This window comes from Empedobacter sp. 225-1, from assembly GCF_030328185.1.
GTDB classification, from domain to species: Bacteria; Bacteroidota; Bacteroidia; order Flavobacteriales; family Weeksellaceae; genus Empedobacter; species Empedobacter stercoris.
The window spans coordinates 1-18,028 of sequence record NZ_JACALO010000021.1 but is presented as its reverse complement, the minus strand read 5'-3'; the positions used below and the strand labels follow the sequence as shown (position 1 = coordinate 18,028).

At 31.7% G+C, this 18,028-nt stretch carries 17 protein-coding genes; 8 read left to right on the top strand and 9 right to left on the bottom strand.

The features are described 5' to 3' along the window. Positions 1 to 5: 5 nt before the first annotated feature. From HX088_RS07765 to HX088_RS07730, 8 genes are all read right to left on the bottom strand, one after another. A complete protein-coding gene (locus HX088_RS07765) occupies positions 6 to 1,901 on the bottom strand; it encodes a DUF3857 domain-containing protein (protein ID WP_260541427.1) in 1,896 nt (631 codons plus the stop codon). Positions 1,902 to 1,922: 21 nt separating this feature from the next. Then, positions 1,923 to 2,372: a D-aminoacyl-tRNA deacylase gene (dtd, locus tag HX088_RS07760; RefSeq protein ID WP_225539126.1), complete on the bottom strand. Its 450-nt coding sequence runs from the start codon at positions 2,370 to 2,372 to the stop codon at positions 1,923 to 1,925. A gap of 150 nt (positions 2,373 to 2,522) precedes the next feature. Beyond that, entirely contained in the window at positions 2,523 to 2,795 is a 273-nt protein-coding gene (locus HX088_RS07755) for a hypothetical protein (RefSeq protein ID WP_286483839.1), read from the bottom strand. A gap of 108 nt (positions 2,796 to 2,903) precedes the next feature. Then, positions 2,904 to 3,824, bottom strand: coding sequence for a ribosome small subunit-dependent GTPase A (rsgA, locus tag HX088_RS07750; RefSeq protein WP_286483838.1), 921 nt, complete (start codon positions 3,822 to 3,824; stop codon positions 2,904 to 2,906). A 6-nt stretch (positions 3,825 to 3,830) separates the two neighbouring features. After that, positions 3,831 to 4,910, bottom strand: coding sequence for a bifunctional 3-deoxy-7-phosphoheptulonate synthase/chorismate mutase type II (locus HX088_RS07745; protein ID WP_286483837.1), 1,080 nt, complete (start codon positions 4,908 to 4,910; stop codon positions 3,831 to 3,833). A gap of 99 nt (positions 4,911 to 5,009) precedes the next feature. Next, positions 5,010 to 5,858: a prephenate dehydrogenase gene (locus HX088_RS07740; RefSeq protein WP_171622732.1), complete on the bottom strand. Its 849-nt coding sequence runs from the start codon at positions 5,856 to 5,858 to the stop codon at positions 5,010 to 5,012. Then, positions 5,855 to 6,997 carry a pyridoxal phosphate-dependent aminotransferase gene (locus tag HX088_RS07735; protein ID WP_286483836.1) on the bottom strand — a complete coding sequence of 381 codons (1,143 nt, stop codon included), beginning with the start codon at positions 6,995 to 6,997 and terminating at the stop codon, positions 5,855 to 5,857. Before HX088_RS07735 ends, HX088_RS07740 begins: the two co-directional genes overlap by 4 nt. Continuing rightward, positions 6,994 to 7,815: a prephenate dehydratase gene (locus HX088_RS07730; protein WP_225542407.1), complete on the bottom strand. Its 822-nt coding sequence runs from the start codon at positions 7,813 to 7,815 to the stop codon at positions 6,994 to 6,996. The genes HX088_RS07735 and HX088_RS07730 overlap by 4 nt, the downstream gene beginning before the upstream one ends. Positions 7,816 to 8,062: 247 nt before the next feature. Between HX088_RS07730 and HX088_RS07725 the strand changes: the two genes are divergently transcribed. Next, positions 8,063 to 8,758: an ABC transporter ATP-binding protein gene (locus HX088_RS07725; RefSeq protein WP_284582821.1), complete on the top strand. Its 696-nt coding sequence runs from the start codon at positions 8,063 to 8,065 to the stop codon at positions 8,756 to 8,758. A 35-nt stretch (positions 8,759 to 8,793) separates the two neighbouring features. On the opposite strand, the gene HX088_RS07720 is transcribed toward HX088_RS07725, so the two are convergent. Continuing rightward, on the bottom strand, positions 8,794 to 9,306 hold the full coding sequence (locus HX088_RS07720; protein WP_171622728.1) for a thioredoxin family protein: 513 nt from the start codon (positions 9,304 to 9,306) through the stop codon (positions 8,794 to 8,796). A gap of 61 nt (positions 9,307 to 9,367) precedes the next feature. On the opposite strand from HX088_RS07720, the gene HX088_RS07715 reads away from it, so the two are divergent. The 7 genes from HX088_RS07715 (at position 9,368) to HX088_RS07685 (ending at position 17,919) form a co-directional block, all read left to right on the top strand. Next, positions 9,368 to 9,769: a hypothetical protein gene (locus tag HX088_RS07715; protein WP_171622727.1), complete on the top strand. Its 402-nt coding sequence runs from the start codon at positions 9,368 to 9,370 to the stop codon at positions 9,767 to 9,769. An 82-nt stretch (positions 9,770 to 9,851) separates the two neighbouring features. Beyond that, positions 9,852 to 10,943, top strand: a complete 1,092-nt coding sequence (ychF, locus tag HX088_RS07710) for a redox-regulated ATPase YchF (RefSeq protein WP_171622726.1) — start codon at positions 9,852 to 9,854, stop codon at positions 10,941 to 10,943. A 215-nt stretch (positions 10,944 to 11,158) separates the two neighbouring features. Further along, on the top strand, positions 11,159 to 11,956 hold the full coding sequence (locus HX088_RS07705; RefSeq protein ID WP_171622725.1) for a T9SS-dependent choice-of-anchor J family protein: 798 nt from the start codon (positions 11,159 to 11,161) through the stop codon (positions 11,954 to 11,956). A 268-nt stretch (positions 11,957 to 12,224) separates the two neighbouring features. Further along, positions 12,225 to 14,075 carry a DNA topoisomerase IV subunit B gene (locus tag HX088_RS07700; RefSeq protein WP_171622724.1) on the top strand — a complete coding sequence of 617 codons (1,851 nt, stop codon included), beginning with the start codon at positions 12,225 to 12,227 and terminating at the stop codon, positions 14,073 to 14,075. 52 nt (positions 14,076 to 14,127) lie between these two features. After that, positions 14,128 to 14,634 carry a hypothetical protein gene (locus HX088_RS07695; protein ID WP_260541415.1) on the top strand — a complete coding sequence of 169 codons (507 nt, stop codon included), beginning with the start codon at positions 14,128 to 14,130 and terminating at the stop codon, positions 14,632 to 14,634. A gap of 4 nt (positions 14,635 to 14,638) precedes the next feature. After that, entirely contained in the window at positions 14,639 to 17,212 is a 2,574-nt protein-coding gene (locus HX088_RS07690) for a DNA gyrase/topoisomerase IV subunit A (RefSeq protein ID WP_286483835.1), read from the top strand. After that, positions 17,212 to 17,919, top strand: a complete 708-nt coding sequence (locus tag HX088_RS07685; RefSeq protein ID WP_171622721.1) for a rhomboid family intramembrane serine protease — start codon at positions 17,212 to 17,214, stop codon at positions 17,917 to 17,919. Before HX088_RS07690 ends, HX088_RS07685 begins: the two co-directional genes overlap by 1 nt. Positions 17,920 to 18,028 lie beyond the last annotated feature (109 nt).

Sequence of the window (18,028 nt, the reverse complement as noted above, 5' to 3'; positions counted from 1 at the left end):
GTGTGTTATAGTTTTTCTAAAAGTAATTTTGTGTTGTCATATCCTGCTATTTGTCGGCGAAATTCTACATATTCATTGAACTTTTCTTTGGTAAATTTTCCAGGCAATTGTTTGTAAATACGTTTAACCTCGATTGTGGCATTTTCTTTTGGATTGATTTCTAAATGATATTCACCAAAAACCGATTTCACAGAAATTGAATCAAATTTTTGAGGCAATCTATAACCAGCAGGTAATGCAAGCGAATAGATTACTTCGTCAACATATCCAGATTCAATTTTAAAATCAAACTTTCTGTCTTTTGCCTTTTTCAAAGAGGTTTCTTCACGATTTACAGGAATCATATTAATGATGATATTGTTTCCCTGAATTTTAGCGTAATTAGGAACTGAAAAATCAAAATTGGATGTAAAAACTGCATTTTCCCAATCGTTTTCAAACTCTTTTTGCTTAAAATGAATTCCTTGTAAAGATGAAAATCTGTTTTTTAGACGAATATCAAGATCCTTTTCACTAAGTTGATTGTATCTTGCTAAATTTTCATAAATCAATCCTTTTGACGTTTCTTTAAATTGAAAATTCAGTGTTCCATCAACAGAGATTGTAGCATTACCAGTTACGATTAATTGATTGTCTTCTGGTTTGAAACTTTGAGAAGGAATTATTTTTCCACCTTTTTCATCTAAAATAAATACTTTTCTGTTCGCTGTAAAATCACCTAAATAATTAAATGCTGAAGTTTGACTAGTTGTTTCTAACCATATATCTTCGTCTTTTAATGGTACATACAAGATAACATGATCACCTTGTAAATACATCATATCCTCAGTCATATCTTGTGCAGGTGATCCTGAGTGTACTTCGGTATAATAAGATTTGATGCCAACAGCATCTAACATCGACATCGTGTAATTTGTCAACGCTTTACAATCGCCATAACTTTTACTTTCTACATAAGAAGCGGGAAATGGCGACAGTCCACCGATACCTAATTGTACACCAATATAACGGACTTTGTTTTGGAGATGTTTGTACAAAATCTGGACTTTCTCTTTTTCTGATTTTGCATCTTTTACAAGCTGTTGGAAAAATGATTTTTGAGCTGTTGTAAAATCTTGTTTACCTCCCACTAAATAATCGTAGGTCCATTTTCCGTAATCATTCCAATTATCAAATGTACCTTTAACTCCATCGATATTAATTTGATTCGAAGCTAAAACAGCATTTGGAAAAATATTTCTGATGCTCAACATTTTATCTTCTTCGTTAAAAGCTGGAATATGATTAAATCTATAGTTTAGATTATTCGTATCACCTTCTTTTTGAATGTTAAATCCGACAAAATTATTTTCCTTAATTCGGATAACAGAATTTGTTTTATTCGTGAAAGAATAAGATGATTTTTCGATGGATAAATTTGGAGCTTTTACAGGAAACCATTTTGGGATACCAATCGTATTTTTACTCGTAATCGAAATTTTATAATGTATCGTATAAGGATATTGAGTAGGCGTGAAATTAAGGTATTTGATACGATCATCCGTGTACATTTGACCACTACTCACAAAACTTTGATCACTAAAATCTTTGGATTTAAATTTTTTAATTTCCTTGCCATTCGCATCAAACAACACAGCTTCTAATGCATCAATTTTGATATTCGGATTGTAATGTGCTTGTGCTCTTACATAGCTATCTCCAGCTTTATTCAAAACTGTAACCACAACTTCTTTTGTGTGTTTGAGTTCATCAATTTTTAAAAGATCAATTTTTTCATCCTCCTTTCGGACAACAGCATAGGCATCTTTTAACAAATCGGCTGGAATTTGATCGACTGCATAATTTTGCGAAAAGCAAAAAGAACTGATAAATAAAGTTGTAAAAAGTAGAGTTTTATTCATTCAATAATAGTGTTATATTAATTATTCTTTATTTTTCGAATCGATAAAAATGGTTACTGGACCATCGTTGAGTAATTCAACTTTCATATCGGCACCGAAAATTCCTTTTTGTACAGGCTTGTAATTGGTCTCTAAAACCTCCAAAAAAGAGTGATATTGCTCTTGAGCTAAATCTGGTTTTGATGCTTTTATGTAAGAAGGACGGTTTCCTTTTTTTGTTGAAGCATGTAACGTGAACTGGGAAACGATCAAAATGTCACCTTTTGTTTGTTGCACGTCTAAATTCATTACCCCGTTTTCATCGTTAAAAATTCTTAATTGAATCATTTTTTTTGAAATCCATTCAAAATCGTCTTTTGTATCCTCAGGCTCAAAACCTACCAAAGCCAAAATTCCGTTGTTTATTTTTCCAGTTATTTCTCCTTCAACCATTACAGAAGCATGTTGTACACGCTGTAAAATCATTCGCATAAATAAGGTGTCTTGTATTTAATAAAAAAACTTTAGAAATTTAAGAAAAAATTAACAAATAAAGAAGCGTTAAAAATACATATTTTAAATGAGTTTTAACGCTTTGTCGTAATTTTAGTTTGGAAAGCAATCGCTTTATGTTTATTATGGTTAATTTAATTGATTAAAATAAATTTCATTTTCAATAATTATTGCATAATCTAATTCATACAGATTAGAGATTTCTTTTGCTAAGATTAATTCTCGCTCAATACTATCTAATCGACTTTGATTGTTTTCACTATTTTCGAACTCAGCAATCCATAATTTATTTGGATTAATTGGCTGCCATTTTAAAACTTCCAAATGTTTCAAAAATATTTCTTTTTGTTCTTTTGTGCATTCTACAAAATCCAATGCAATTTGCACAGATAAATTGTTCATTCAAATAATTTTAGCAAAAATAAATGGAGTGAATGGTCTTTTTTTACGTGAAACCGTAATTTGAAAAAAAATAAGCCATTTCTATAGAAACGGCTTATTTATGCTATTTTATTTACCAGTGTAAATATCTTCTTCTAAAAAAGTGAGGTAATTTTCGTAACGAGAAATAGCTATTTCACCATTTTCAACAGCATCTCGAACAGCACATTTTGGTTCGTTAACATGAATACAATTATCAAACTTACAATTGTATTTCAACGCTAAAATTTCAGGAAAGTAACCTTGCAATTCAGATTTATCAATGTGTACTAAACCAAATTCTTTGATTCCAGGAGTATCGATAATGAAACCACCAAAAGGCCATTCGTACATTTGGGCAAAAGTTGTGGTATGCTGTCCTTTGCTATTAAAATCAGATACTTCGTGCGTTTTTAAATTTAAATCGGGATTTAATGTATTTAATAATGTAGATTTTCCAACTCCAGAATGTCCTGAAACTAAACTTACTTTATCTTTCATTAACGCTTTTACTTTATCTAAATTTAAACCTGTTTCGGCAGAAATATCAATGCTTTCGTAACCAATTGTATTGTATATTGATTTGTAAATTTCTAATTCAGCGATTTCATCTGCTGTGTACGAATCCATTTTATTGAATAGAATGACAACAGGAATATGATAAGCTTCGGCAGTAATCAAGAATCGGTCAATAAAACCAAACGAAGTTTTGGGATTAGTAAGCGTTACAACCAAAAAAGCGACATCAATATTAGAAGCAATAATGTGTGTTTTTTTGGAAAGGTTGACCGATTTTCGAATGATGTAATTCTTACGGTCATATATTTTTGTAATAACCGCAATATCATCTTTATCAATTTCAAAATCAACCTCATCACCAACCGCAATTGGGTTAGTGTGTTTGATATTTGCTATTCTAAATTTTCCTCTAATTCTTGCCTGATAAGTTGTACCATCTTCCGTAAGAAGATGATACCAGCTACCAGTAGATTTTATGACAATTCCTTTCAATATTGTTTATATTTTTTCTTCTTTTTTAACCATAATCTGGTTCTGTTGTGCAACAGACTCTTGATGTATTGCTTGTAATAATTTATCAACAAAATCCTCCGATAAACCTAAAGAAACTCCAGCTTTTACCGAATTATCTTTAATTTGTTTCCAACGATCTGGTTGAAAAACAGCCACATTATGTTCTTTTTTCAATTCTCCAATAGAATTTGCAACTCTCATACGTTGTGCAATAGTATCTAAAATAGAGTTATCTAATTCATCAATTTGATGACGTAAGTTTTCAATTCCAGTTTTGTAAATTGCATCTGGATCATCAGATTGGCGAATTTCTAAATCTTTCAAGATTTCTAATAAACGAGCTGGCGTAATTTGTTGTGCAGCATCCGACCAAGCTTCATCAGGATTATTATGTGTTTCAATCATTAATCCGTTGTACTCGAAATTGAAGGCTTGTTGAGCAACATCAAATAAACCTGTTCTATTTCCACAAATATGAGATGGATCACATATAATTGGAACATTAGGTAATTTATTTTTGAAATCTAACGCTATTTGCCATTGTGGATTGTTACGGTATTTTGTCTTTTTATACGTAGAGAAACCACGGTGAATGGCACCTAAGTTTTTGATTCCTTGACCCTCTAAACGTTCTAAAGCTCCAATCCATAAATCTAAATCTGGATTAACAGGATTTTTCACCAAAACAGTTTTGTCTGTATCGCGTAAAGCTTCTGCTATTTCCTGAACTGTAAACGGGTTTACAGTAGAACGTGCACCAATCCACAATACATCAACATCATATTCTAATGCTAATTTTGCGTGATTTGCGTTGGCAATTTCAGTTGCGATTTTCATTCCGAATTCGTCTTTTACTTTTTTCAACCAGTTTAATCCGATTGCACCAACTCCTTCGAAACAATTTGGTTTAGTACGAGGCTTCCAAATTCCAGCACGAAAAACTTGTATATAATCTTTGTCCAAATCTTCGGCGATTGTCATCATTTGTTTTTCACTTTCTGCACTACAAGGTCCAGCGATGATCATTGGTTTATCGTATTCTTTTATCCAATTATTATTTTCCATAATATTTACAAATTTAAGGTTTAATATTTACTTGTTTTAGTGTAAATTATTTATTCTTTTTTGTGATTCTTCGCCAAGCTCAGAAAGACAGCTATTATTTTATTTATTTAAGATTCGACGTATGTCGTTCGTATTTTTTAAATATTGATGAATATCAGTGGCTTCTTTTTCTTCGATCATTTTTCTGATTTTAGAAATTTGGGTTTGATAAGCATCAATCGCATTGAGTAAATTTTCTCGGTTCTGAATCAAAATAGGTGTCCACATATCAGGTGAACTTTTTGCTAAACGAACAGTAGATTCAAACCCAGAACCTGCCATGTCAAAAATTGCTTCTTCGTTTTTTTCTTCTTCTAAAACAGTTTGTCCCAAGGCAAACGATGTAATATGTGAAAGATGAGAAACATAAGCAATATGTGCATCATGCGCATCAGATGTCATCGTTTTGACATTCATCCAAAGCGATTGATAAATCTTTTTCACTTTTTTAACAGCTTCTTTTTCACTTTTTTCAACATCACATAAAATTGCGACTTTGTTTAAAAAAAGTTCTGGAAAAGCTGCTTTTGGTCCTGAATTTTCAGTTCCAGCAATTGGATGTGTAGCAACAAACTGTTTTCTTTTGGGATGATTCAAAACCTTTTTACAAATTCCAGCTTTTGTTGATCCCATATCCATCACAATTGTTTTATCATTAATTTGATCTAAAATCTCTGGTAATACTTTCTGAATCGAATTAATTGGAACTGCAATAACGACTAAATCTGATTGAGAAAGTGCTTCATTTAATGGTGCAATTTCATCGACAATACCTAATTCTAACGCTTCAATTTGATGCGTTACATTTTGATCTACTCCAATAATTTTTTCGGCAAAACCAACTTTTTTTAACGCTAAAGCAAACGAACCTCCGATTAATCCTAAACCGATTACTGAAATTGTTTTCATGCTTCGACTCTTTTCTTAACTTCAATCAACTTCTCTAATGGTGCACATAGTGAGAATCGAATAAAACCTTCACCATTGCTTCCAAAAATACTTCCTGGTGTTATAAACACTTTCTTGTCGTGAAGAATTTCGTCAATAAATTCTTTATCATCTTTTCCATCTGGAAGCTTTGCCCAAATAAACATTCCTGCAGCATCTGGGTTATAGTTTACATTTAGAATATCTGCAATTTCCCAAATCACTTTTCTTCGTTCTGCGTATACTTTTGTCAACTCATCGTACCAAGAATCATCGACTAAAAGTGCTTTTGTAGCGGCTTTTTGTATAGCAAAATTCATTCCCGAATCCATGTTAGATTTCACTTTTAATATAGCGTTAATAAAAGCTTCTTTTCCGATTACCATTCCTACACGCCACCCCGCAATATTAAAGGTTTTGCTTAAGGAATTCAGTTCAATACAAACCTCTTTTGCGCCATCAATTGCTAATATACTTGTTGGTTCATCGTTCAGAATAAAACTATACGGATTATCATTGACGATTAAAATATTGTGACGAGTAGCAAATTCCACTATTTTTCTTAGAACATCTTTCGAAGCTTTAGCTCCTGTAGGCATATGTGGGTAATTTAACCACATGATTTTGGGTTTTTGTTCAGCTAATTTTTCTAATTGTTCAAAATCAGGTAGCCAATTATTTTCATTTTTCAAATCGTAGAACAAGGGTTCTGCTTGTACTAATTCAGTTACCGAAGAATACGTTGGGTAACCAGGATTTGGTATCAAAACTTTATCGCCTTCATTCAGAAAAGCCATCGAAATATGCATAATTCCTTCTTTTGAACCCATCAGCGGTAAAATTTCAGTTGTAGGATTAGCTGTTACATGAAACTTATTTTTGTAAAAATTAGCCATTGCCTCTCTCATTTCTGGAATACCTCGATAACTTTGATAACCATTAATTCCGCTTTGAGAATTTTTGATTAATGCTGCAATCACATCTGGATGAGGTTGTAAATCTGGACTTCCAATTCCTAATGAAATGATTGGTATGTCGGTTTTCATGTTCGCTATTTCTTGTAATTTTTTCGAGAAATAGTATTCCTGAACACTTTCTAATCGTTGGGCTTCTGCTATCATTTTTTTCCCAGTTTATATTCGCCTAATATTTCTAAATCCGTTAATTTTCGTGCAATTTTGCCAAGTAACTCATAATATTTTTCTTTTTGATCGAACGTAATGTCGATGTGAAAAGAATATTCCCAAGGTTTTTCGATAATTGGAACAGATTGTATTTTATCCATATTAATTCCACATTCCGCAATTTGATTCAGTACATCTACCAAAGCACCAGCTTTGTGTGGAACTGAAAATCGCATCGAAACTTTGTTGAAATCTTCGTAATCATTGTGCTCGCGTTGCAATACAAAAAAACGAGTAAAATTATCTTGAAACGTTTGAATGCTCGAAGCTAAAATGTCTAATCCATAAACTTCTGCTGCCTTTCGAGAGGCTATCGCCGCAACATCATTTAAATCTTGTTCTACAATATCTTTGGCTGTTAATGCGGTATCAATATCATTTACAACGCGCCAAGTTGGATGTTTTTCAAGAAACTTATCACATTGTAATAAGGCCATTTGATGCGAACGAACTTCTTTTACGTCTTCTAAAATTTGTCCTTTTTTGACCATTAGTTGATGTTGAATGGATAAATAAATCTCGCCAACAACTTTTAAATTGTATTTTGTAAGCAATGCATAGTTTGGTAAAATTGCTCCGGCGATTGTGTTTTCAATTGCCATTACTGCTTTGTCAACCTTTCCTTTTGCAAGCGATTTTGCCAAGGTTTTGAATGTATCACATTCTACAATTTCGATGTCATTTCCTAAATAATTATTGGCAGCTTCATGATGATACGAACCAATATAACCTTGTATTGCAACTCTTGTTTTCATTTTTTTTCCACAAAAAAAGTCCCACAAAATGCGGGACTTTAAATTATCTTATGTTGATGTTACAATCAATTACGACAACGCAGTCCCTGCTCTCCTGGATAATATCCAAAAAAGTAAAAGAAAAATGCGTTAAAATAATTGAATGATGTCATTCTTGACTTTTTTATTTTTACAGTTACAAATCTAAAAGATAAAATTTTATATATCCAAATCTTTTTCACTAATTTTATCGAAATTTTTTCATCAAATGGGAATAATCATTAAAGATTTAGTAAAAAAATACGGCGAACAATTAGCTTTAGACAATGTTTCATTTTCTATAAACAATGGAGAAGTTGTTGGTTTATTAGGACCAAATGGAGCAGGAAAATCTACCTTGATGAAAAGTATTACCAATGCAATTAATACAGATGCTGGAGAAATTTCTGTGAATGACTTGAATGTTTCGACTCAACCAATAGAATCAAAGAAGTTGATTGGGTTTTTACAAGAAAATAATCCGCTGTATATGGATATGTACGTGAAAGAATATTTAGAATTTGTCACAAACATAAGAAAAGTACCAAAATCAAAAATAGATGAAGTAATTGAAAAAGTAGGGTTATCTCCCGAAAAACACAAGAAAATTCATCAGTTATCAAAAGGTTATAAACAACGTGTCGGATTGGCTCAAGCGATTATTTCGGGTCCAGAAATATTAATTTTAGATGAGCCTACAAATGGTTTGGATCCAAATCAAATTATAGAAATAAGAGAAGTTATTCGTGAAATTGGAAAAGAAAAAACAGTGATTTTATCGACGCATATTATGCAAGAAGTAGAAGCGCTTTGTTCACGTGTAATTCTATTGAATAAAGGTAAAATTATCGCAGATCAATCTATTGAAGAATTTAAAGGACAATATAAAAACTTGGAAGAAGCTTTTCATGTTTTGACACAATAATAAAATCCGCTCATTGAGCGGATTTTATTTATGAATTATTTCTTTTTCAAGATAAAAACTTCTTTTATTTTTTCGGGATTAACTTTTTCGTTTTTAGATGTTGTCTCTAATTTTGCAATCAAATTATTTACTTCATCTTCCGAAGCTGGGCCTCCAATATTTTCACCATTCACACGAGAATCTTCTAAGACTTTCCCTTCCGAATCTAAAATTACCCAAAAAGGTAAACCTTGATCTTTTCCTCCTAATTTCTTATTAACAGCATCTCCACCGGGCGTTTCTAAATTTTTCTTTTCTGCACGCTCTTGTACCGTAATAAATGTTTTGACATAATTCGCATCAAAATAAGATTTTACAAGAGGATCGTCCATGTTTTTTTCCATCTTTTTACACCAACCACACCAAGAAGCATGAAAAATTAAAAAGACATTTTTATTTTCAACTTTTGCTTGATTTTGAGCTTTAGTTAATATTTCTGTCGCTGTTTGTGCATTTACAATACTACTTAAGGCGATTACAAAACCAATAATTAAAACGTTTAATTTCATTGTAATAAGTATTTAAGTAAATGTAAAAAAATAATTGTATTTTCAATTAAAATTAACACTTATGAAACATTATTTAGGATTTATTTTCTTGATTTTACTGACAAGTTGTGCTACGAATAACATAAAAACAATAGAAGGAAAATGGCAACAAGACTTTTTGGATTATAAATCGAAAGTGGTAGAAGTTCCATTGTCAAAAAGTAATGCAATCATGGATGTTTCTAAAATTAAATCAAAACTGACAATTGAATTTGATTTTCAGGATGGTTATGAAAAAGATGTGACAGATTCTATTGTTTTTAATTTTCCTCAACTCAAATTCAGAAAGATCAATCTTGATAAAACATCTAATTATTATGATTTGAATTATGATACTACGTGCGATTGCTTGTTGGGCGAAATGAAATCATATTCTGGTAATGTCTTAAATATAAAATTGAACAGAGTTTCTTCGGTTCAATAAATTTAATGGAAATCATTATCTTTGCACAAAATTATTAGAACATCGATCTAATAATCAATCATTAAAAAAAGAGACAACATATATGAAATGTGGAATTGTTGGATTGCCTAATGTTGGTAAATCTACTTTATTTAACTGTTTGTCGAATGCAAAAGCACAATCGGCGAATTATCCTTTCTGTACAATTGAACCTAATGTAGGAACGGTTTCTGTACCAGATACACGTCTAAATCAATTAGAAGAAATTGTAAACCCAGAACGCGTTGTACCTGCAGTTGTAGAAATAGTGGACATTGCTGGTTTGGTAAAAGGAGCAAGTAAAGGAGAAGGTTTAGGAAATCAATTTTTAGGAAATATTCGTGAGTGTAATGCTATTATTCACGTTTTACGTTGTTTCGAAAACGAAAACATTACGCACGTTGACGGATCTATCGATCCTATTCGTGATAAAGAAACAATTGATTTAGAATTGCAATTAAAGGATTTAGATACGGTTGTAAAACGAATCGATAAATCTAAAAAAGCGGCTAAAGCTGGTAACAAAGAAGAACAAAAAATAGTAGAAGTTTTGACTGCTGTTATTGCTCATTTAGAAGAGTTAAAAAATGTTCGTGAAATGGAATTAGATGAAAAAGAACAAGAAATTATTGATTCTTTGCAATTAATTACAGCGAAACCAGTTTTGTATTTGTGTAATGTTGACGAATCTGCAGCAAAAGATGGAAACGAATTTGTTGCGAAAGTAAAAGAAGCGGTAAAAGACGAACATGCAGAAGTATTGGTTTTAGCAGCTCAAATTGAAGCGGATATCAACGAGTTAGAAACATACGACGAACGTCAAATTTTCTTAGAAGAATTAGGATTAGAGGAGCCTGGTGTTAATCGTTTGATTCGCTCTGCTTATTCTTTACTAAACTTAGAAACTTATTTTACAGCTGGTGTAAAAGAAGTTCGTGCATGGACAATTAAAAAAGGATCTACAGGGCCACAAGCTGCTGGAGTTATTCATACCGATTTTGAAAAAGGATTTATTCGTGCAGAAGTAATCAAATTTGAAGATTTCTTGACTTACGGTTCTGAAGCAAAATGTCGTGAAGCAGGAAAATTAAACGTAGAAGGTAAAGCATATATCGTACAAGACGGTGATATTATGCATTTCTTATTTAATGTTTAAGCATATATTGAAACGAAATATAGAAAGCTCAATCGAAAGATTGAGTTTTTTTGTACGATTAATTTAGTTAAATCTTAAAAAGAAGTAAATAATATTCAATAAAGTATTTGTTTTATGGTGAAAATGTAGATTTATGTGAAATTTTTCAGGATGTTTAATCAAATGAAGAGTGAATTTAATTATATTACCATCTAATTTATTAACACGAATAAGATATGATTAAAAATTTACTTTTATTAGGAGGTGTATTGTTCGCTTCTCAAATTAATGCTCAGACTACAATTTTCGAAGAAAATTTTGATACACCAGAAAAACAAGCTTTATGGACAATAGGTGATTTGGATGGAGATAAAGATACTTGGCAATTTGTAGAAGCAGCAGAAGCAGAAGCGCCTTCGTTTACGGGGTCTTTCGCTTGGTCTTTTTCTTGGTTTTTTCAAGTTTTTACGCCAGACAATACTTTAACAAGTCCTATATTCACAATTCCTGAAGGTAATAAAACCGAATTGACATTTAAAGTTTCAGCTGCAGATAACGAAGAAGGTTATTTTGAAGAACATTATGCTGTTTATGTAATTCCTGCAAATACAACTTTTGTAGGTACTGAGACGCCTGTTTATGAAGAAACCTTAGACGGTGGTTATTTCGATGTTGCCAAAACAGTAAATGTGGATATTTCTGATTATGCTGGTCAAGATGTGCAATTGGTTTTTAGACATTACGATTGTTCTGATATTTTATATATAGGATTGGATGATGTTAAAGTTGTACAAGAAAAATTAGCTGTTTCAGATGTTAATCAATCTACAATTACAGTATTCCAAGATAATGGATTCGTAAAAATAGCAGGAATAAAAGAGGTGAAAAGAGTTAAAATATTTGATGTTACAGGAAAACAAATGTTAGAAGTTCAGAAGTCAGAAGCTAATATCTCAACCTTGCCAAAAGGAGTTTACATTGTTAATTTCTATACGGAAGATAGCGTTATTTCGAGAAAAATTATAAAAAAATAAAAGTAAACGAGTTGTGTAATTGCAACTCGTTTTTTTTCTGTTTAAGAAAACAAAATCATTATCATGAAATCTTTGTCTTAAATTTATCGCTTGATGTTCATTTGTCAATTGATTCAACAAAAAATAAGAGAAGAAGCATGAGGCAACTTTGATTTAATCATTTTCCAAAATAGGTTGATTTTACTCAAAATCAAATCAATGAACCTTCAAAATATTAAGATTTTTTTTCTTATTTTTGTAAAACTCGTTTTAACACTCAACAACTCAAATGTCAGAAATAGATCAACAAGTAAATTATACGGAAGACAATATCAAAACTCTTGATTGGCGCGAACATATTCGTATGCGACCTGGTATGTATATTGGGAAGCTGGGAGATGGTTCGTCTCAAGATGATGGGATTTATATATTGTTGAAAGAGATTGTAGATAACTGTATCGACGAATTTGTGATGGGAGCAGGGAAAACTATCGAGATTAATCTGCGCGAAGATGAAGTAACAATTCGTGATTATGGTCGTGGAATTCCTCTTGGAAAAATGGTAGATGCTGTTTCTAAGATGAATACAGGAGGTAAATACGATTCACAGGCCTTCAAGAAATCGGTTGGTTTAAATGGTGTTGGTACAAAAGCGGTAAATGCCTTGTCGACATCATTTCGTGTTCAATCTATTCGTGATGGAAAAACGCGTGTAGCAGATTTTGAAAAAGGAATTCTGAAATCTCAAGAAGATGAGAAAGAAACCTCTTTAAGAAAAGGTACCAAAATTACGTTTGTTCCAGATAAATCAATTTTCCTGAATTTTAAATTCAGAAAGGAATATGTAGATAAAATGTTGAGAAACTATGTCTATTTAAATCCTGGATTGAAAATTATTTTTAATGGAGAAGAATTCTTTTCGAAAGATGGATTGAAAGATTTATTGAAAGATAATATTGAAGAAGAAACAATCTACGAGATTATTCACCTGAAAGGAGATGATATAGAATTAGCGATGACGCATAGCTCAAAATCTTATTCAGAAACGTATTATTCTTTCGTAAATGGACAAAACACAACGCAAGGAGGAACACATTTAACAGCTTTTAAAGAAGCAATTGTAAAAACAGTACGCGAATTTTACAATAAAAATTATGATCCTGCGGATATCAGAAAGTCAATAATTGGAGCAATTTCGATTAAAGTCATTGAACCTGTTTTTGAATCTCAAACGAAAACAAAACTTGGTTCGAATGAAATTGGACCAGGAATGACAACAGTTCGTACGTTTGTAAATGATTTTATCAAAACAAATCTTGATAATTTTTTACACAAAAATACAGAAGTTGCACAAGCACTTGAACGTAAGATAAAACAATCGGAAACCGAACGAAAAGAACTTTCCGGAATTCGAAAATTAGCACGTGATCGAGCTAAAAAAGTAAGTTTGCATAACAAAAAATTGCGAGATTGTCGTCAACATTATAACGATCCAAAAGCTGAATTGCGTTTAGATACAACGATTTTTATTACCGAAGGAGATTCTGCCAGCGGATCAATCACGAAAAGTAGAAGTGTAGAAACGCAAGCTGTATTTAGTTTGAGAGGAAAACCGTTAAATTCGTATGGTTTAACAAAGAAAATTGTGTACGAAAATGAAGAATTTAATTTGTTACAAGCTGCATTAAACATAGAAGAAGGATTAGAAGATCTACGCTACAATAATGTTGTAATTGCAACTGATGCCGATGTCGATGGAATGCATATTCGTTTGTTGATTATTACGTTTTTCTTACAGTTTTTTCCAGAATTGATCAAAGAAGGGCATTTATATATTTTACAAACACCTCTTTTTCGAGTAAGAAATAAAAAAGAAACACGTTATTGTTATTCTGAAGCCGAACGAATAAAAGCGTTGGAAGAAGTGAAAAATCCTGAAATCACACGATTCAAAGGATTAGGTGAAATATCGCCAGATGAGTTTAAACATTTTATTGGAAAAGATATTCGTTTAGAACCTGTAATGATTGGAAAAGATCAAACGATTGATAGTCTTTTAGAATTTTACATGGGAAAAAACACACCAACAAGACAAGAGTTTATTATTAACAATTTAGCAATAGAAGCTATAAAAAATTAAAATTATATAAATCAAATTCTTTCTATCTACCTAATAACCTATTATAATATTTATGAAAAAAAATAATATAAATGTGATACAGCTTTTCAGAATGCTTAACATCACAATCGTTATTTTAATCATTCTAAACATCATTATGTATACGGGTATTTTACCGCACAAGTATCACATAATACCACCTTATATTGTATCTGTTTTTATCGCATTACTGATTTATGTGAGTTGTAAAAGTGGAAATCAATTTTTTGCAATTGACACAAAAGGGGAAACGATAACATTTGAAACAAAGAATGTAGGATTTTTATCCTTCTTAAATTCAAAACCAAACAAAATCGATTTACCAAAATATAAATTAATCAAGTACGATTTTCAGAAAGGACTATTTTCTAAAACACTTGTTTTTTATATCAATAGTAAAAAGAATCCTACCAATTTAACAAAAGTGAAATTTCGTTTAGCATTCATATCTAATCGAAATCTTAATATTATTTTGACAGAATTAGATAAAATTGTTTCGTCTAATTCTATAGTTAAAAAAAAAGTAGAAGTAGCTATTTAACATGATGCAAGACAATCAAGAGAGCATCAAGAAAGTTTCTGGTATGTACCAAGAATGGTTTCTTGACTATGCTTCTTATGTAATTTTAGAACGAGCAATTCCCTCTATTTATGATGGATTGAAACCAGTTCAACGTAGAATTTTACATTCAATGCGTGAGTTGGAAGACGGACGATACAACAAAGTTGCGAACATTGTAGGAAATACAATGAAATATCATCCACACGGTGATATGGCGATTAGTGATGCAATGGTGCAAATTGGTCAAAAAGAATTGTTGATTGACATGCAAGGAAACTGGGGAAATACCTACACTGGCGACCGTGCAGCTGCATCTCGTTATATAGAAGCACGATTAACTAAATTTGCATTAGAAGTTGTCTATAATCCAAAAACAACAAAATGGCAACCATCGTATGATGGTCGAAATAAAGAACCAATCGATTTACCAATCAAGTTTCCTTTACTTTTAGCACAGGGAGTAGAAGGAATTGCAGTAGGTCTATCAACAAAGATTTTACCTCATAATTTTAATGAATTAATTGATGCGTCAATTTTACATCTAAAAGGAAAGAAATTTCAAATTTTTCCAGATTTCTTAACTTCAGGATTGATTGATGTTTCTGATTATAATGACGGATTAAGAGGAGGTAAAGTTCGGATTCGTGCAAAAATTTTACAAGAAGATAAAACAACGCTCAAAATCACAGAAATTCCTTTTGGAACAACAACAGGATCTATGATCGACTCGGTGTTGAAAGCCAATGACAAAGGGAAAATCAAGATTAAAAAAATCGAAGATAATACCGCAGCAGAAGTTGAAATTTTAATTCATCTCGTTCCAGGAAGTAGCCTCGATAAAACAATTGATGCACTTTATGCATTCACTGATTGCGAAATTTCTATTTCGCCAAATGCGTGTGTCATCAATGAACAAACTCCCGAATTTTTGACCGTTTCTGAAATTCTGATTCATAACACCAACAATACTGTTGACTTATTGAAAAAGGAATTGGAAATTGAGTTAGATGAGTTACAAGAACAATGGCATTTCTCTTCTTTGGAACGAATTTTTATCGAGAATAGAATCTACCACGATATCGAAGAAGAAGAAACATGGGAAGGAGTAATTGCTGCGATTGATAAAGGGTTAAAACCACATATTGCGCACTTAGTTCGCCCTGTTACAGAAGAAGATATTGTCCGATTAACTGAAATCCGAATCAAACGTATTTCGAAATTTGATTTAGATAAAGCCCAACAATTTATTGAATCGTTAGAAGATAAAATCGAAAATGTAAAGCATCATTTAGCTAATTTAATTGATTATGCGATTGATTATTTCAAAAATCTAAAAACAAAATACGGAAAAGGTAAAGAACGTAAAACAGAAATTAGAACATTTGATACGATTGATGCAACAAAAGTTGCAGTAGCAAATACACGATTTTACGTGGATAGAACAGAAGGTTTTATCGGAACTTCATTGAAAAAAGATGAATTTTTATTCGAATGTTCTGACATTGATGACATTGTTGTTTTCAAAAATGATGGCTCCATGATTGTAACTAAGGTTGATACAAAGACATTTGTTGGAAAAGGAATTATTCATATCGGAATTTGGCATAAAAATGATAAACGTACCATTTATAATTTGATTTATCGCGATGGTAAAAATGGCCCTGCTTATCAAAAACGTTTTGCTGTAACCGGAATTACACGCGACAAAGAATATGATTTAACAGCAGGAAATAAAGGTTCAGAAGTGTTATATTTTTCAGCAAATCCAAATGGAGAAGCAGAAGTCGTTTCAATTATTCTGAAAACGCATCAACGCATCAAAAAAATGAAATTTGATATAGATTTTGCTGATTTAGCCATTAAAGGTCGTGCTTCAAAAGGTAATTTGGTTACTAAATACCCTATCAAAAAAATAGAATTAAAAGAGGAGGGAGTTTCAACTTTAGCCCCTCGTGAAATTTGGTTTGACACGGGTACAAAACGTTTAAACGCCGATGGAATTGGCATTTTATTGGGTTCTTTTAAAGGAGATGATAAAATTTTAACGATTAATAAAAAAGGTGAAGCGAAATTGGTTTCATTTGATTTGAGTAATCGTTTTGACGAGGATTTAGAAATTATCGAAAAATGGAAACCTGCAAAACCAATTTCTTGTGTGTATTTCGATGCAGAGAAAGAACGTTATTTCGTGAAACGCTTTGTATTAGAGGATACGTTTTCTCCTCAAATTTTCTATACATTAGAAGATGGAAAATCGTCAATTAAAGTTATTTCGACAGATTATTTACCTGTAATTGAACTGATTTTTCCTAAAGTGAAAGGTGTAGAAAAAGAACCAGAAGTGATTAATTTAGAAGAATTTATAACGGTTAAAGGTATAAAAGCACAAGGAAATCAGTTAACAACGTTTAAGTTGAAACAAATAAATATTTTGGAGCCACTTCCATTCGACGAACCAGAAGAAGAGGAAGAATCAGAGTCAGAAGAAGAGCAGCAGCCGACATTGTTTGATGCAATAGAGGAGAATACAAATGAAGAAGAAAATATAAAAGAATAATGGGGGATATCTCACTCGTTGCATTAGCCGTAATTGGCGTAAATGTATTGGTAAGTTGGAAAGGATTTAATGATCATGCTTTCTTTGATAAATATAAATTTCAGGTAGGATCTATCCTGCATCACAAAGAATATTATAGAATTTTAAGTTCTGGGTTTTTACATGTTGATTTTACACATTTGTTGTTTAATATGTTAACCTTGTATTTTTTTGCAAACCCTGTGATTGCATTTTTTGCAAGTCCAGAAGGATTTTTGTTTGGAGATTTCTCGAATGCAAAATTAAATATAGGCTACGGCATGTTTCTTTTGGTCTTTTTAGCAGCTGTTATAGGGGGAAACCTTTTGTCGGTATTGATTCATAAAAAAGAAAACTTTTATTCAGCTGTAGGAGCTTCGGGAGGAGTAACAGGAATTTTATTTGCTGCGATTGCAGCTTTTCCTGAAATGGAATTACGATTATTTTTTGCACTTCCTATTCCTGCTTGGATTTTTGCCATTCTATATTTAGGATATTCTGTTTACGGGATGAAAACTAATTTAGGTAACATTGGACATTCCGCACATTTAGGAGGCGCAATTGTAGGGATGCTTACTGCTATTCTATTTTATCCAACTATATTACAAATTAATACCTATTATATTTTAGGAATGATGCTTCCGCTAATCGTTTTATTTATAATGATATTGAAAGAACATCGGAAATAAAAAAATGATTATCAAAATAAAAAGCTTCAAAATTTATAGACTGCACCCAAAAGTTTGGACAGATTAAAAATTAATAATTATAAAAATGAGTTCGATATTGTATCGGGCT

Coding starts and splice junctions, on each gene's coding strand:
- HX088_RS07765 (WP_260541427.1), bottom strand. CDS start 1,901: ATGAATAAAACTCTACTTTTTACAACTTTATTTATCAGTTCTTTTTGC.
- dtd (WP_225539126.1), bottom strand. CDS start 2,372: ATGCGAATGATTTTACAGCGTGTACAACATGCTTCTGTAATGGTTGAA.
- HX088_RS07755 (WP_286483839.1), bottom strand. CDS start 2,795: ATGAACAATTTATCTGTGCAAATTGCATTGGATTTTGTAGAATGCACA.
- HX088_RS07745 (WP_286483837.1), bottom strand. CDS start 4,910: ATGGAAAATAATAATTGGATAAAAGAATACGATAAACCAATGATCATC.
- HX088_RS07740 (WP_171622732.1), bottom strand. CDS start 5,858: ATGAAAACAATTTCAGTAATCGGTTTAGGATTAATCGGAGGTTCGTTT.
- HX088_RS07735 (WP_286483836.1), bottom strand. CDS start 6,997: ATGATAGCAGAAGCCCAACGATTAGAAAGTGTTCAGGAATACTATTTC.
- HX088_RS07730 (WP_225542407.1), bottom strand. CDS start 7,815: ATGAAAACAAGAGTTGCAATACAAGGTTATATTGGTTCGTATCATCAT.
- HX088_RS07725 (WP_284582821.1), top strand. CDS start 8,063: ATGGGAATAATCATTAAAGATTTAGTAAAAAAATACGGCGAACAATTA.
- HX088_RS07720 (WP_171622728.1), bottom strand. CDS start 9,306: ATGAAATTAAACGTTTTAATTATTGGTTTTGTAATCGCCTTAAGTAGT.
- HX088_RS07715 (WP_171622727.1), top strand. CDS start 9,368: ATGAAACATTATTTAGGATTTATTTTCTTGATTTTACTGACAAGTTGT.
- ychF (WP_171622726.1), top strand. CDS start 9,852: ATGAAATGTGGAATTGTTGGATTGCCTAATGTTGGTAAATCTACTTTA.
- HX088_RS07705 (WP_171622725.1), top strand. CDS start 11,159: ATGATTAAAAATTTACTTTTATTAGGAGGTGTATTGTTCGCTTCTCAA.
- HX088_RS07700 (WP_171622724.1), top strand. CDS start 12,225: ATGTCAGAAATAGATCAACAAGTAAATTATACGGAAGACAATATCAAA.
- HX088_RS07695 (WP_260541415.1), top strand. CDS start 14,128: ATGAAAAAAAATAATATAAATGTGATACAGCTTTTCAGAATGCTTAAC.
- HX088_RS07690 (WP_286483835.1), top strand. CDS start 14,639: ATGCAAGACAATCAAGAGAGCATCAAGAAAGTTTCTGGTATGTACCAA.
- HX088_RS07685 (WP_171622721.1), top strand. CDS start 17,212: ATGGGGGATATCTCACTCGTTGCATTAGCCGTAATTGGCGTAAATGTA.